Annotated in this window: 14 protein-coding genes, 1 tRNA gene and 1 pseudogene; 3 read left to right on the top strand and 13 right to left on the bottom strand. The window is 66.3% G+C overall.

What is annotated here, in order from left to right:
* Positions 1–253: 253 nt before the first annotated feature.
* The 12 genes from RF701_RS07545 to hspQ all read right to left on the bottom strand — a co-directional run bounded on the left by RF701_RS07545 (position 254) and on the right by hspQ (position 10,874).
* On the bottom strand, positions 254–2,140 hold the full coding sequence (locus tag RF701_RS07545) for an ATP-binding protein (RefSeq protein WP_308815633.1): 1,887 nt from the start codon (positions 2,138–2,140) through the stop codon (positions 254–256).
* 111 nt (positions 2,141–2,251) lie between these two features.
* The gene (locus RF701_RS07540) at positions 2,252–3,508 is read right to left on the bottom strand and encodes an aminotransferase class I/II-fold pyridoxal phosphate-dependent enzyme (RefSeq protein ID WP_308814580.1); all 1,257 of its coding nucleotides are present in this window, start codon (positions 3,506–3,508) and stop codon (positions 2,252–2,254) included.
* Positions 3,505–3,756 (bottom strand): acyl carrier protein, encoded by a 252-nt coding sequence (locus tag RF701_RS07535; RefSeq protein WP_203310382.1) that lies wholly within the window; start codon positions 3,754–3,756, stop codon positions 3,505–3,507. The genes RF701_RS07540 and RF701_RS07535 overlap by 4 nt, the downstream gene beginning before the upstream one ends.
* A gap of 43 nt (positions 3,757–3,799) precedes the next feature.
* Entirely contained in the window at positions 3,800–4,744 is a 945-nt protein-coding gene (locus RF701_RS07530; RefSeq protein WP_308814579.1) for an NAD(P)H-binding protein, read from the bottom strand.
* Positions 4,744–5,847 (bottom strand): glutamate 5-kinase, encoded by a 1,104-nt coding sequence (gene proB / locus RF701_RS07525; protein ID WP_308814578.1) that lies wholly within the window; start codon positions 5,845–5,847, stop codon positions 4,744–4,746. The genes RF701_RS07530 and proB overlap by 1 nt, the downstream gene beginning before the upstream one ends.
* A 759-nt stretch (positions 5,848–6,606) precedes the next feature.
* Positions 6,607–6,783, bottom strand: a complete 177-nt coding sequence (locus RF701_RS07520) for a hypothetical protein (RefSeq protein ID WP_210358199.1) — start codon at positions 6,781–6,783, stop codon at positions 6,607–6,609.
* A gap of 150 nt (positions 6,784–6,933) precedes the next feature.
* On the bottom strand, positions 6,934–7,980 hold the full coding sequence (gene obgE, locus RF701_RS07515; RefSeq protein ID WP_308814577.1) for a GTPase ObgE: 1,047 nt from the start codon (positions 7,978–7,980) through the stop codon (positions 6,934–6,936).
* A gap of 200 nt (positions 7,981–8,180) precedes the next feature.
* A complete protein-coding gene (locus RF701_RS07510; RefSeq protein ID WP_308814576.1) occupies positions 8,181–8,801 on the bottom strand; it encodes a helix-turn-helix domain-containing protein in 621 nt (206 codons plus the stop codon).
* 241 nt (positions 8,802–9,042) lie between these two features.
* Positions 9,043–9,591 carry a GNAT family N-acetyltransferase gene (locus RF701_RS07505; protein WP_308814575.1) on the bottom strand — a complete coding sequence of 183 codons (549 nt, stop codon included), beginning with the start codon at positions 9,589–9,591 and terminating at the stop codon, positions 9,043–9,045.
* A gap of 174 nt (positions 9,592–9,765) precedes the next feature.
* A complete protein-coding gene (rpmA, locus tag RF701_RS07500; RefSeq protein ID WP_198354592.1) occupies positions 9,766–10,035 on the bottom strand; it encodes a 50S ribosomal protein L27 in 270 nt (89 codons plus the stop codon).
* Between the two features lie 32 nt (positions 10,036–10,067).
* Positions 10,068–10,364 (bottom strand): 50S ribosomal protein L21, encoded by a 297-nt coding sequence (gene rplU, locus RF701_RS07495; protein WP_115379003.1) that lies wholly within the window; start codon positions 10,362–10,364, stop codon positions 10,068–10,070.
* Between the two features lie 129 nt (positions 10,365–10,493).
* Positions 10,494–10,874 carry a heat shock protein HspQ gene (hspQ, locus tag RF701_RS07490; protein WP_308814574.1) on the bottom strand — a complete coding sequence of 127 codons (381 nt, stop codon included), beginning with the start codon at positions 10,872–10,874 and terminating at the stop codon, positions 10,494–10,496.
* Positions 10,875–11,005: 131 nt separating this feature from the next.
* On the opposite strand from hspQ, the gene RF701_RS07485 reads away from it, so the two are divergent.
* The 3 genes and pseudogenes from RF701_RS07485 to RF701_RS17640 form a co-directional block, all read left to right on the top strand.
* Positions 11,006–11,095, top strand: a tRNA-Ser gene (locus RF701_RS07485).
* A gap of 801 nt (positions 11,096–11,896) precedes the next feature.
* Entirely contained in the window at positions 11,897–12,148 is a 252-nt protein-coding gene (locus RF701_RS17645) for a hypothetical protein (protein WP_374758602.1), read from the top strand.
* A gap of 12 nt (positions 12,149–12,160) precedes the next feature.
* Positions 12,161–12,295 (top strand): annotated as a pseudogene (locus RF701_RS17640) (DDE-type integrase/transposase/recombinase); the annotation flags it as partial.
* 529 nt (positions 12,296–12,824) lie between these two features.
* Here the strand turns inward: RF701_RS17640 and RF701_RS07475 are convergent.
* The gene (locus tag RF701_RS07475) at positions 12,825–13,280 is read right to left on the bottom strand and encodes a MarR family transcriptional regulator (protein ID WP_308814573.1); all 456 of its coding nucleotides are present in this window, start codon (positions 13,278–13,280) and stop codon (positions 12,825–12,827) included.
* Between the last annotated feature and the right edge of the window lie 97 nt (positions 13,281–13,377).

Genomic DNA, 13,377 nt, shown 5'->3' with positions numbered 1-13,377 from the left:
GGATGGCAGGGCGGCCGCGCCAGCTAAAAATACCGGCGCGGATCGGCGGCCGGAGAGAAGGCATTGAGCTTCACCGGTCTGGGCCGAGGCGCGCACGCTGCCGTTTCGCCGGACGCCGCGTGGCGTCAGGGGCGGAGCGTCGTTCTCGCCGGCCGGTGCGGAGCAAGGAAACCGACGCGCCGGCGGGCCGCGAAGCCGGCCCTGCCTCGCGGCGCGGCACGTGCGATTCGCTGCCGGCGGATGGACCCGACGGCTATTCCGCCGCGATCTGGTGGGGCGGGGCGGGGCGCTCGCGTGCCATCGCCTGGGCGATCGCGCGCTCGAGACCGGCGAGGGTGAAGGGTTTGCGCAAGACGTGGTGATCGCCGAATTCGGCGGCATTCGCTTCGCCGGCGAAGCCGGTGACGAACAGAACGGCGACGTGCGGAATCGCGGGCGCGAGCGCGGCGATCAGTTCCGGCCCGGTCTGGCCAGGCATCAGCACGTCGGAGATGATCAGGTCGATGTGGGGATTGGCGTCGAGCAGTGCCGCCGCCTTGCCGGGGCCGTCACAGGCGATAGAGCCATGGCCCAGTTCCTCGAGCGCGCCGATGGTGGCGTTGAGCACGCGCGGATCGTCCTCGACGACAAGGACCTGCAGCGGCGGCCGCTCGCCATGTTGCGGCGCGTCGGCGTCCGACGCGGACGTCGACTCGACCTGACCGGCGGTGTCGCGCGGCAGGTACATCGTCACGGTCGTCCCCGCGCCGACCACGCTGTCGATCGCCATCGCGCCGCCCGATTGCCGGACCAATCCAAAGATCTGGCTGAGGCCGAGGCCGGTGCCCTTGCCCGCTTCCTTGGTCGTGAAGAAGGGCTCGTAGACGCGGTCGATGATCGCCGCCGGGATGCCGCACCCCGTGTCGGTCACCGCGATCGAGACATGGTCGCCGGCGGTGCATTCGCCGACCTCCAGCGCCGCCAGCGTCCGCGCGCCGGTCTCGATCGTCAGCATACCCCGGCCGTTCATCGCGTCGCGTGCGTTGACGGCGAGATTGAGGATCGCGTTTTCGAGCTGGACCCGATCGGCGTGAACCCGCCAGCCACGCGCCGCGTCCCGCGTCACCACCGTGACCGCGTCGCCCAGCGTGCGATCCAGCAATTCGGACATGCCGGCCACCAGCCCCGCGGCGTCGAGCGCCTCCGGCTTCAGCGATTCCTCGCGACTGAACGCCAGGAGGCGGCGGGTCAGCGCGGCCGCGCGGTTGGCGCCTTCCGACGCATTGTCGATGTGGCGGGCGCAGGCGACGGCGTCGCTCTCGACGTGACGCCGCGCGAGTTCCAGGCCGCCGAGGACGACCGCGAGCATATTGTTGAAATCATGCGCTATACCGCCGGTCAGCTGCCCCACGGCGTCCATTTTCTGCACCTGTCGCAGCTTCGCCTCCTGCACGCGCAGGTCGTCGGTGGCGCGCGCGACCGCATCGGCGAGATCGTTCGCGCGCGCCTGCGCCGCTTCCGCCTCGGCCCGTGCCACCGCGCGCTCGCCGATGGTGCGGATGATCAACCAGCCGAGCAGCAGCGCACCCAAGGCGATCAGACCGCCGAACACGGCCAGCACGGCGGCATAGCCGTTGGCGCGCTGGACCGTGCGCATCGCCTCCGTCGTACGGGCATCGAGCAATGTCCGTTCACCCGTGATCAGGCGGTCGAGCGTGCGATCGATATCGTCCAGGCTCGGCGACTGACGTGCCTTGTAGAAGCGGGCGAGCGCCTGCGCGTTCTTCTTGTAGGTGGTGCTGAGCGCGATCAGCGACAATTCGCTGCCCCGCGTCTCATAGGCATCGCGAAGGTGCGCGACGCGGGCCGCCTGGGTGCGGTTGGCGGCGACCAGATCGTCGAGCCGATCGAGCTGCGTCCCCGCCAGACGCCATTTGTCGTAATAGATCTGTCCCAGCTTCGAATCGCCGCTGATCACGTACCGGCTGAGCGCCGCTTCCGACTGCGCGATCGATCCGGCGAGCGTGCGCGCAAGGATCATCACGTCATAGCTGTGCGCCTGCAGCCGCAACGCGCGATCGCGCTGTCGATTGGCGTTGCCGAGCGTGATGACCAGCGCGACGAGCACGGCAGCACCCGCAAGCCCCATCACGACGAGCATGATGGTGCGCCAGGCGGCTTGGCCCCCCCGGGCCGCCGGTTCGGCCTCGTCCCGCGTCACGTCAGCGATGCTATCCTGTTCGTGTCGCGGTGAAAAGCGGGCGCAGGGCGTTTAGCCGATCGCGCCCACGGTCCGGCCCGCCGCCTCGAATTTCGCGAGCACGGTGTCGATCTGCGCGTCGCTATGCTCGGCGCACAGCGAGCAGCGGAGCAGGAACGTCCCGGCCGGTGTCGCGGGCGGCCGCGCCATGTTGACGTAGACGCCGGCCTCCAGCAGCCCCTGCCACATCGCGACCGCCTGGTTCTGGTCGTCGAGGATCACCGCGACGATAGCGCTGTCGGGATTTTCCGTGCCGAGGCGGAAGCCCATCGCCTTCAGCCCGCCGTGCAGGCGGCGCGCGTTCGACCACAGCTGCGCGCGCTTGGCATGCGCGGTCATCAGCTTGCGGATCGACGCTTCCGCGGTCGCGACGACCGAGGGCGGCAGCGAGGCCGTGAAGATATAGGGGCGGCAGGCGAGGCGGATCGCCTCGAACTTCGGATGGTTCGAGACGCAGAAGCCGCCGACCGTGCCGACCGACTTGGAGAAGGTGCCGACGACGAAGTCGACCTCGCCCTCCAGCCCCTGATCCTCGTAGACGCCGCGGCCGTTGGGGCCGAAGAAGCCCATCGAATGGGCTTCGTCGCTGAGCACCATCGCGCCATGCTTCTTGGCGACAGCGACCATGTCCTTCAACGGCGCGATGTCGCCGAGCATCGAATAGACGCCCTCCAGCACGACGAGCTTGCCCGCGTCCTTCGGCAGGCGACCCAGCCGCTTGTCGAGATCGGCGACGTCGTTGTGGCGGAAGCGGACGATCTCCGCGTAACCCTGCTTGCAGCCGTCGTAGATCGAGGCGTGGCTGTCCGCGTCGAGGATGACATAGTCGCCCTTGCCCGCCAGCGTCGAGATCATGCCGAGATTGGCCATGTAGCCGGTCGAGAAGACGATCGCGCCGGAAACGCCGTAGAAGTCGCGCAGGGCCTGTTCCACGGCCATATGGTCGCGGAACGTGCCGTTGAGCATGCGGCTGCCGTTGGTGCCCGAGCCGAACTGGTCGAGCGCGGCGTGGCCGGCGGCGAGCACGTCCGCGTCGAACGTCATGCCCATGTAATTGTACGTGCCGAGCAGGATCGTATCGCGACCCGCGATCACCGCCTCGGTCGGCGACTTCACCTGCTCCATGACGATCGCGAACGGATCGGTGACGCCGGTGTCGATCAGCGCCTGACGCTCCGCGATCAGGCCGTCGAACTTGGTCATCAGGTCGCGGCCGCCCTCGGCGGCGAGCGGTGCCGGTACCTCCGGCTGCAGGCCCGTCTCGGTCATGCGTCGCCGGCCTTCAGCTTGGCGACGGCGTCGGCGAGCTGCCCGACGGTCTCGATCTCCGCCTGCATGTTCATCGTGATGATGATGTCAAATTCGTCCTCGATCGCGGCGACGAAATCCATGACGGTCAGGCTGTCCCACTCCAGGTCGCCCTGGAAGGTCGTGGCCTCGGTCAGCGCGACGCCCTTCTTGTTGAAGGGTTCGATCTGGGCCTTGATCGTGTCGAGGATCTGGGTGCGGTCGGTCATGATGGCGATTCCGTTGGCAGGCAATTGCGGCAGGGTTGCGGCGCTATAGCAGCCGATTGGCGCGATACCACCGTGCGGTATCGGCAAGTCCGCGTGCGGTGGGCGTCGCCGCATTCCACAGATCCGATGGCGGACGTCGCGCCGGGTCGGCGGTCCAGTCGTCATGGCACAGATAGCCGACGCGATCCGACGTCAGCTTCGCTTCCGTGCCGCGCAGGGCGCGGTCGAGCCTGGCGCCGAGGCGGAGCGCGACGGCCGGCAGGTGAATCGGCAGCACGCGCCGCCCCACGGCGCGCCCGATCAGCCGCGCCATCTCGGCATGCGTCAGCACCTGGCCGTCGTCCGCCTCCAGTACCGCGCGCGGCCCGTCCGCCTCGGCAAGCGCGAGCAGCAGCCGCGCGAGATCGTCCACCGCGATCAACGACACCTTGCCCGGTGGCGGCAGCAACGCGAGCCCGTAGCGCGCGAGCCGGAACATGTCGCGCATCTCCATGTCGCCGGGGCCGTAGACGCCGGTGGGCCGCACGATCGTCCAGTCCAGCGGCGCCGCTTCGACCAGCGCCTCGCTCTCGCGCTTGGACCAGCCATAGTCGGACAGGTGCGGCTCGCGCGCCGACAGCGACGAGACGTGGACGAAGCGGCGGGCGCCCGCCGCCTGCGCCGCGGCGAGCATCGCGCGCGTTCCCTCGACATTGCCGACGACGAAGCCCGCGCGGTCCGGTGCATTCACCACGCCGGCGACGTGGATCACGGCATCCGCGCCGGCGACGAGCGACTCGAGCGCGGCGGGGCGATCGAGCGCGCCCTCTATCCAGGTGATGTTCTCACGCGGCGGCTGCGTCCGGCGGGTCAGCGCCCGGACGTGATGACCGGCCGCCAACGCACGGTCCAGCAGCGCCTTTCCGACGAATCCGGTCGCGCCCGTGATTGCGAGCGTCAGCGCCCGGAACGGATGCGACGGATCGGATGAGGGATAGCCCGGATGCATCAGATCAGCGCGAGGTGATTGCGGTGGACGAGGGCGGCGCGCGGCGCATAGCCGAGAATGTCCGCCTGTTCCTCCGTGCGGCGGCCGAGCAGCCGCGCGGTCTCGGTCGCGTCATATTCCGCCAGCCCCCGTGCCAGACGTCCGGCCGGCCCATCGATGGTCACCAGATCGCCGCGCGCGAACTGCCCTTCCACCCGCGTCGCCCCCGCGGCGAGCAGGCTGCCGCCGTGCAGCAGCGCCTCCGCGGCGCCGGCATCGACATAGATGCTGCCGCGCGCGGTCAGTCCGCCTGCGAGCCACGCCTTGCGGGCGGAGGCGGATCGCTCGGCGACGAACAGCGTGTGGCGAAGATCGCCCCGCAACGGATGATCGATCCTCCCGGACGCGATGGCGAGCGCCGCACCCGCAGCCGTGGCGATCCGCGCAGCCTCGACCTTCGACACCATGCCGCCGGATCCCATGCCGGAGGCGGAGCCGGCGTCCGCCATGCCGCTGACCGCCTCGATCCGCTCGACGCGCGCTATATGGCATGCGTCGGGGTGAGTGTGCGGGTTGGCGTCGTAGAGACCGTCGACGTCCGACAGCAATACCACGCCGCTCGCACCCGCCGCCTGGGCGATCCGCGCGGCGAGACGGTCATTGTCGCCGAACCGGATTTCCTCGGTCGCGACGCTGTCATTCTCGTTGATGACGGGAACGACGCCGAGGCCCAGCAGCCGGCCCAGCGTCGCTGCGGCATTGAGATAGCGCCGCCGGTCCTCGAGATCGCCGAGCGTCACGAGCATCTGTGCGGCCGTCAGCCCATGGGCGCCGAGCAGCTCGGCCCAGGTCTGGCTGAGCGCGATCTGGCCGGTGGCGGCGGCGGCCTGCGCGTCTTCGAGGCTGGCGCGACCGCCCTTCGCCAGGCCGAGCCGCCGCGCGCCGAGCGCGATCGCGCCCGACGAGACGATCGCTATCTGCTGCCCCGCCGCGATGCGCTCCGCGATATCCGCGACGAGCGTCGCCAGCCAGTCGCGCCGGACCGACCCGTCCGGCGCGACGAGCAGCGCCGAGCCGACCTTTACGACGATGCGGTGGCAGGCGAGGGGGGCGAACAGGGACATCGCCTCGCTGTAGCGACCAGCGCGCGACAACTCCATTGCGATCGCGGATCGCTCGTCAGCCGATTAGTGCCAGGATCCCGCACCGCCGCAGGGCGGGTGGATGACGGTCGAGATCGAGCCCGCCTGGAACGAGCCCAGGGTTTTGCCGTCGCGATCGTGAAAGATGGAGGTGGTGTAGCCGGCGTGGCGATCGGCATGAAGCCCGTCGTGTTCGCATATAGCGCGTCGATATCATCGCTGTAGACGTCGCCGATCAGTGCTCCGCCGCCGGCGTGCCAAAGCCTTGGACGGTGTCGTTGACGGTCTTGGCGTGGATTGGCGTTGGTCAGATGAGCGCAGAAGCGATGCTGCCCCTGGCCGGATGGCGGCCCGGGCCCGCCCCGTTGGCAGGGCGTCGAGATGCACGGCTTGCGCTGTCTATCGCCTCGATTGGGGATGATTTCGCGAGGCACCGGCGGCAGTTCCCCGGATGCTATGGCAAGGCTGTCCCGCGAGGAATCAACCGTGACGTCCGCTTCCTCCTTTGAGCCGAAACGGGTCGTCCCTGATCCTGTGGCATTTCGACGGCGGTTTACGGCTGGCACGGCACATGGATCATACTATGTGCCGCTCGTTCGCTCTGAGCCGGATACATCTGGTTGCGCCCGCACGATGACCAGCCGGCAGCTCCGATCAGGGCGGTCGGGAGAGGGCTTGAGCGGCATGAACACCGTCGGCGCCTCGATCGACCTGCGGCCGTCCTGAGACGGTCGGTCCGCGCTATTGCATCGAGGCGTGGATACCCGTGACCGGGGACGCGGCAAAACCGCGCGAGTCGCAATATTCGGACGCCTCGGTGATCAACGCCACCAAAAGCGTTTCCTCGAGCATGACCGCTAGCGACAAGGCCTGGTCGAGATGAAGGCGGATGAGGCGACGGGCTTCCGTATCGATCACGCGCTTACTCTCCGGCCCCATTATGGGTAGCTCCCCTACAGCATCACGATACGATCGTATCCAATCTCGATCAATAATTTCGTTGATAATCGACCGAAACCGTACCGATGAGCGACGTACGCCGCTCGACCGGCCGGAACGTCCTCTTTGTCAGACGGGCGACCATTCGACGGTATCCTCCTCGCCATCGTCGCTGACCGGCGTCTCGGCCGCCGGGCCGATCGCGTCCAGCAACCGGTCGAGCACCCAGTCGACGCCCGTACCCGCAGCGCCCGATAGCGGGATCACCTCTGCGCCGCTCGCTTCGGTGAGTTCCGCGGACAGCGCCTCGATCAGTTCGTCGTCGAGCGTGTCGATCTTGTTCAGCGCGACGACGTGCGGCTTGTCGACCAGCCCGGCGCCATAGGCCTCCAGCTCCTCGCGGACGACGCGATAGCTCTCGGTCACGTCCGCGTCGTTGGCGTCGACGAGATGGAGCAGCACGCGGCAACGCTCGATATGACCCAGGAACCGGTCGCCGATCCCTGCGCCATCGGCTGCGCCCTCGATCAGGCCGGGAATGTCGGCGACCACGAACTCGCGGTTGCGATGGCGCACGACGCCCAACTGCGGGCGCGTCGTCGTGAAGGCATAGGCGCCGACCTTCGCCTGTGCATTCGTCACCGCGTTGATGAAGGTGGACTTGCCCGCGTTGGGCAGGCCGACGAGCCCGGCATCGGCGAGCAGCTTCAGGCGCAGCCAGACCCACGCCTCCTGATGGGGCCAGCCGGTGCCGTGCTGGCGTGGTGCGCGGTTGGTCGACGTCTTGTAGCTGGCATTGCCGCGACCGCCGTCGCCGCCGCGCAGGAACACCTCGCGCTGGCCGACCCTGGTGAAGTCGATCAGCACCTCCTCCTTGTCCTCCGAGAGGACCTGCGTGCCGACGGGAACCTTGATGATCAAGTCGTCGCCGCCGCCGCCCGTGCGGTTGCTGCCCGATCCGCCGTGGCCCCGCGCCGCGCGGAAGTGCTGCGTGTAGCGGAAGTCGATCAGCGTGTTCAGCCCGGCGACCGCCTCGAAGACGATGTCGCCCCCCTTGCCGCCGTTGCCGCCGTCCGGGCCGCCGTATTCGATGTATTTTTCGCGGCGGAAGCTGACGGCGCCGGGGCCGCCCGCGCCGGAGCGAACGAAGATCTTGGCTTGGTCGAGGAAATGCATGCTGGCTCTTTAGCGCGATGACGGCGAACGACCAGCCCCGTACAGGGGGTGCAGCACCCGTTCACGAGCGTCCGTGCCCGATTCGTGGATCAAGCGCCGCCGTCGCATCCTAGCGACCCCCGGCGGAGCGACCCGGACCGGCCTTTCGCTACCCCGAGACCCAGGAGCGATGGCAGCGACCTGCCGTCAAGCGCGATGCGTCATGCCTCGCGTCCGTGGTGCGGCGCATCCGACGTGTCGCCATGGCAGCCTTCGCGATCGGCGGTCAGCATCGCAACCGCCAGCGCACGCGCCTTGCCGCGCGGCAGGTCTAGCGCCCGCGCCATCGGTGCCCCCAGCATCGCATCGCCAAGCGCCATGAGCACGAGGTGCAGCGTTTCTTCCTGAATCGAGCGCTTCGACGGCGGGGCGCCGACCGCCAGTTCGTCGACCAGATCGTGGATCGCCGACAGGATCGGATCGAGCGCGTCGCGATTGCCCGACAGGATCATCCAGCCCGCGAGCGCGCCGCCACCACCCGAGTCGAACGCGTCGAAGACCAGATCGACGATATGGCCCGGGTCTGGCTCGCCGCCGCGGTTGCGCAATACGGCGTCCCGGATCGTCGCCGTGACCCCGCCGGCCATCCGCGCGATCAGCGCGCGCTGCAGCCCCGCCGCCGAGCCGAAATGGTGGAGGAGATTGGCGTGCGTCCGGCCGATCGCCGCCGCGACCGCCTTCAGGGTCAGGGCCTGCGGCCCCTCCTCGACGAGCAGGCGTCTCGCGGCCTCAAGGGCGAGGTCGCGGGATTCATCCGGGGACAGGCGTTTGCGCGTGGTCACCCGTCCGCGGGTAGCGAGGCGGACGGTGATTTAGAAGAGAGGATGCCGCGGTGCGCGCCGATGCGATACCGCGGCATCCCTGATGGACGAACGGGCGGCGGTTTCCGTTTGCGCGCCCGCAGCAGAGCCTGATCCACAGGCGTGGAAGGGCTGCGGCGCTCACCTCCGGCCGGCCGCTTCCGATGGCGGTAGGGTGAGGTGAGGGGCTCACCGCCTCGATCCAGCCTTGCTGGATCGCACATCAGGCGGCGATCGGCAGCGGGTTTCGCTGCTCCTCGGCAAGGTCGAGCGAATATTCCACCGATTCGACCGCGTCCGGGCGCGCGGCGGACCGCTTCGTGGTCGCGCGTCCGGTCGGCTGGAAGCCGAGCTTGCGCAGCACGCGGCCCGAGGCGGGATTGTCGATGAAATGCCATGCGCCGAGCCGCGTGATCGGGAGGCTGTGCCGCGCCATCGCGACCACTGCACGTCCGGCTTCGGTCGCATAGCCCCGACCCCAGGCATCGGGTGCCAGCCAGTAGCCGAGTTCGGGACCCGCGTCGTAGGGCGTGATGCCGATTCCGCCGACAAGGGCGGGGCGCTCGCCGCGATCGTGCGCGAAGATCAGGAAGCGCGGCTCGTGCGGGCCGCGTGGCAGGGCCAGAAAGGCCGCCGCGTCGTCGGTACGATAGGGAAGGGGGACCCGGGTCAACATCCGCGCGACCGCGTCATGGCCGATCGCCTGGGCCAGCGATGCCGCGTCCTCCGGCCAGCCGGGCCGAAGCGTCAGTCTTTGTGTTCTGGCGAACATGTCTCGTCGCTCTCCTCGTGCGCGCCGCTGCCACGCGTCTGTGACGCGGGCGCGACAGGGTTGAGGGAGCACGAAAAAAAGGGAGCCGGGTGACCCGCCTCCCTTGTCTGGTTGGCACCGCCTGGGCGGTGCGACCGGGTCACCCTGGTGGGCAACCCGGTTGGTCGCCCGATGTTATTCAGCCGCCTCGGCCATAATCTCGACCGAGCAGAATTTGCGGCCGAGCTTGCCCTCGTGGAACGCCACGCGGCCATCGACGAGCGCGAAGAGCGTGTGGTCCTTGCCCATGCCGACGTTGCGGCCCGGGTAGAACTTCGTGCCACGCTGACGCACGAGGATGTTGCCCGCGATCGCTTCCTGACCGCCGAACTTCTTCACGCCAAGGCGACGGCCGGCCGAATCACGACCGTTGCGCGACGAACCGCCTGCTTTCTTATGTGCCATGCTGCTCTACTCCTGTGTTCGCGCGTCGGGGATCAGCCGACCGACACGATCTTGAGGATCGTGTGGTTCTGGCGATGGCCGTTGCGGCGGCGATAATTGTGACGGCGGCGCTTCTTGAAGACGATGACCTTCTCGCCCTTCGCCTGCGCGACGATCTCGGCGGCGACGGTCAGACCCTCGACGCTCTTCAGCTCGGAGCCCTCGCCCGCGAGCAGGACGTCACCCAGCGTGATCGACGCGCCGGCTTCGCCGTCCAGCTTCTCGACGACGATCTTGTCTCCGGCGGCGACGCGATACTGCTTGCCGCCCGTGCGCACGACTGCGAACATGGCTCTTATCACTTCCCAAGAAATATGTGCCCGCGCAGAGCATAGCCCGGCGGGATGAAGCGCGGCAGCTAGGCAAGAACGGCGCGGCTGTCAACCGCCAACCGCTATTTTGGCGCGGCGGCGGCGGCCTTAGTGACGATGCTCGCGACGCAGCGCGTAGCGACCGTCGGCAAAGTCGGTGAACAGGCCCGAGATGGCGGGATGGTCGACCGGCTCGTCGCTTTCGTCGGGTACCAGATTCTGCTGGCTGACATAGGCGACGTAGCTCGATTCGATATTCTCGGCGAGCAGGTGGTAGAAGGGCTGGTCCTTGCGCGGCCGCACGCTCTCCGGGATCGCCTCATACCATTCCTCGGTATTGGCGAAGACCGGATCGACGTCGAAGATCACGCCGCGGAAATCGAACAGGCGATGGCGCACGACGTCGCCGATGGAAAAGCGCGCGTGCGCGATCGGCGGCGCGACGATGTCCTGAGCGGTGGCGGAATTGACGATGTCGTGACGCGGCATAACGGCAATTTAATGCTGTTTGCGCGTCGCACAAGCGCACGTGAGTGCTTGCATGCCCGGAACGAAGCGGTTAGAGGCGCGCCCTCGACCGGCCCCGCAGGCGTTTTCGCACGTCAACGGATCGTCCTCGCGGAGAGGTGGCAGAGTGGTCGAATGCACCGCACTCGAAATGCGGCGTGCCGGCAACGGTACCGTGGGTTCGAATCCCACCCTCTCCGCCATTTTGGTACTTTCTTGACTCCCCACATCGATCGAAAAGTGGCAGAAAGCTGCAGAAAACTGCGGTTTTCGGTAGGGGGGGTGGGGCGTATTGTCGACCGTTGATGATGGGCTTACCACATGCCACGATTATTCAAATCGTATGGGTGGAAATTAATGGCCGCCCGTCGTGAGTCCCGTCTTACTGACATGACAAATCTCTCGGTTTCGACGGCCGTCGTGCTAGGTGGTATTTGTGGCATCTGCGGATATTCTGTGTTGGGAGCTCCGGTCTCCATAATTATCAGCGTTGCTGTATTTTCCATCATACTTATCATATTATGCACATGGAAGATAAGGACAAGGCCGTGGTATTGGCTTGCGATCTCAGCGATCGTCGGCTGTCATATGGTGATTATATGCGTGCCGCATTGGGGAAGTGATTCTTTTACCTCGGATTGGGTTTGGCCTTTTGCAGCGATCGATACGTTTGGCTTCATTTATGTCATAGACTATTTTGATAGACTAGTAGTCGATTAAAGCATGGGTATGCGATTGCTGCGCAACAGGTATCGGCTATGTCCAGCAGCCAGAGTGAGAAAAGGGAAGCGTTACGCCCTCTTCCGTCTAACGGAAATCGGAGACCTGCCTGAATTTAACAGTTATTGAGGTCAAATCATCCGGACGGAATCGACTGGAATTCAGAAGAGTCGGTCCGTGCGGATGTCGACAGATACGTGTCGGGCCGACTCCGTCAAACCAACGTGGCGGCTCGGTCAAACCAAATGCACAGGATAGTAAGCGGGGCGGGGTAGGGGCCTTCGATGCCTCGTCCCCGCAAGCCTGCCTCCTCGTTTCGCTACTTCAATTCGTCACCCGAGCTGATCCGGCTGGTCGTGCTGATGTACGTCCGCTTTCCCCTGTCGTTGCGGAATGTGGAAGACCTGCTGTTCGAGCGCGGTATCGACATTTGCCATGAGACGGTGCGGTTGTGGTGGAACAGGTTCGGCCCGCTGTTTGCCGGTGACATTCGCCGCGCCCGTGTCAGCCGCTTGCGCGGGTTTCGCCATTGGTAATGGCATGTCGACGAGATGTACGTGAAGCTGAGCGGCGAGATGGTCGACCTGTGGCGCGCCGTCGAGCACGAAGGCGAGGGGCTGGAGAGCTACGTGATCCGCCGTTGCAACAAGGCGGCGGCACTGACCTTCATCGCGAGACGCTGAAGCTGCATGGCTCACCGGTGACAATCACGACGGATGGATTGCGAAGCTATGGTGCTGCCATGGATGAGTTGGGTTGCTGCGACCGTCAGGAGATTGGCCGCTGGGCTACGACCGAGTTGAGAACAGCCATCTGCCGTTCCGACGGCGGGAGCGAGCGATGCTGCGTTTCAGGCAGATGGAGATGTCACATCCGTCCACGCCAACCTCCACAACCACTTCAGCCTGGAGCGCCACCTCATCGATCGACACACCTACCCGGAATGACGCTCCGCCGCGCTGGCGGAGTGGCAAGTCCTTGCAAGCTAGGCCGCTGCCTTCAAAGACCGGCATGTATCGTGTGGAGAGCGGTTCGCGTTAGACTGACAGCACCTTTTGCGGGTGGTAACCTTATCGTCCTCCGCAATCTGATCGTGGATGGTGACGGTCAGCCCCCCGATCGCGGGGCGCAAAATCCGATCGAAGGTGTTTCACATGCTTTCGCCATCCGAAGGAGCACCAGCGGGCGCGGATCGGTTTACTCGCATATCGATCAATTCTTCCGTAGGCCGGGAACCGACGACGGATTGAAGGATCGATGAGACACGACCTCTCCGGCGGCGGGAGCCGGCTCGAGAAAAAGATTGTGGAGCATCGCGCACATCGCCTCGTCGCCTTTCGGAGCGAGCTCGACCATGATGCGGCGATGATCGCAATGATCGGTGCGGCGGCGTAGCAGGCCGGCTTCTTCCAGGCGGCCGATACGTCGCAAGGCGCTGGTGGCCGTTTCCCCCGAAACGAGGACGAGCTGTTTGACGCAGACGCTGCGCTGTTCGCGAGCGGCGACGAACAGTTCAAGGATCATGTCCCAAGCGGAGTCGCGGAAGATGTCGCGAGGAAGCAACTTTGCCATCTTTGCCCGCACCGCCTGCGTCTGGCGAGCAAGATCAAGCAATTCGACCATGTTGTTCGGGCGGTGGAAAGAACGGGCTGCAACGGGATCGGCCATGGCTGTTTCCATCGTGACGTATCAACAGGATACCGTTTCAACCGCCGGCGAGTAAACGAAAGGTAACCAAACCATTCCGGTAAATGATTATGACATT

The organism is Sphingomonas sp. GV3 (genome assembly GCF_031082075.1).
Taxonomy (GTDB): domain Bacteria; phylum Pseudomonadota; class Alphaproteobacteria; order Sphingomonadales; family Sphingomonadaceae; genus Sphingomonas; species Sphingomonas beigongshangi.
Note: the sequence above shows the minus strand (reverse complement) of the source record. Positions and strands in the feature narration are given on the sequence as shown.

Excerpts from the sequence above, each read along its gene's own strand:
- RF701_RS07545 (WP_308815633.1), bottom strand. The coding sequence starts at position 2,140 with ATGCTCGTCGTGATGGGGCTTGCGGGTGCTGCCGTGCTCGTCGCGCTG.
- RF701_RS07540 (WP_308814580.1), bottom strand. The coding sequence starts at position 3,508 with ATGACCGAGACGGGCCTGCAGCCGGAGGTACCGGCACCGCTCGCCGCC.
- RF701_RS07535 (WP_203310382.1), bottom strand. The coding sequence starts at position 3,756 with ATGACCGACCGCACCCAGATCCTCGACACGATCAAGGCCCAGATCGAA.
- RF701_RS07530 (WP_308814579.1), bottom strand. The coding sequence starts at position 4,744 with ATGCATCCGGGCTATCCCTCATCCGATCCGTCGCATCCGTTCCGGGCG.
- proB (WP_308814578.1), bottom strand. The coding sequence starts at position 5,847 with ATGTCCCTGTTCGCCCCCCTCGCCTGCCACCGCATCGTCGTAAAGGTC.
- obgE (WP_308814577.1), bottom strand. The coding sequence starts at position 7,980 with ATGCATTTCCTCGACCAAGCCAAGATCTTCGTTCGCTCCGGCGCGGGC.
- RF701_RS07505 (WP_308814575.1), bottom strand. The coding sequence starts at position 9,591 with ATGTTCGCCAGAACACAAAGACTGACGCTTCGGCCCGGCTGGCCGGAG.
- rpmA (WP_198354592.1), bottom strand. The coding sequence starts at position 10,035 with ATGGCACATAAGAAAGCAGGCGGTTCGTCGCGCAACGGTCGTGATTCG.
- rplU (WP_115379003.1), bottom strand. The coding sequence starts at position 10,364 with ATGTTCGCAGTCGTGCGCACGGGCGGCAAGCAGTATCGCGTCGCCGCC.
- hspQ (WP_308814574.1), bottom strand. The coding sequence starts at position 10,874 with ATGCCGCGTCACGACATCGTCAATTCCGCCACCGCTCAGGACATCGTC.
- RF701_RS17645 (WP_374758602.1), top strand. The coding sequence starts at position 11,897 with ATGCCTCGTCCCCGCAAGCCTGCCTCCTCGTTTCGCTACTTCAATTCG.
- RF701_RS07475 (WP_308814573.1), bottom strand. The coding sequence starts at position 13,280 with ATGGCCGATCCCGTTGCAGCCCGTTCTTTCCACCGCCCGAACAACATG.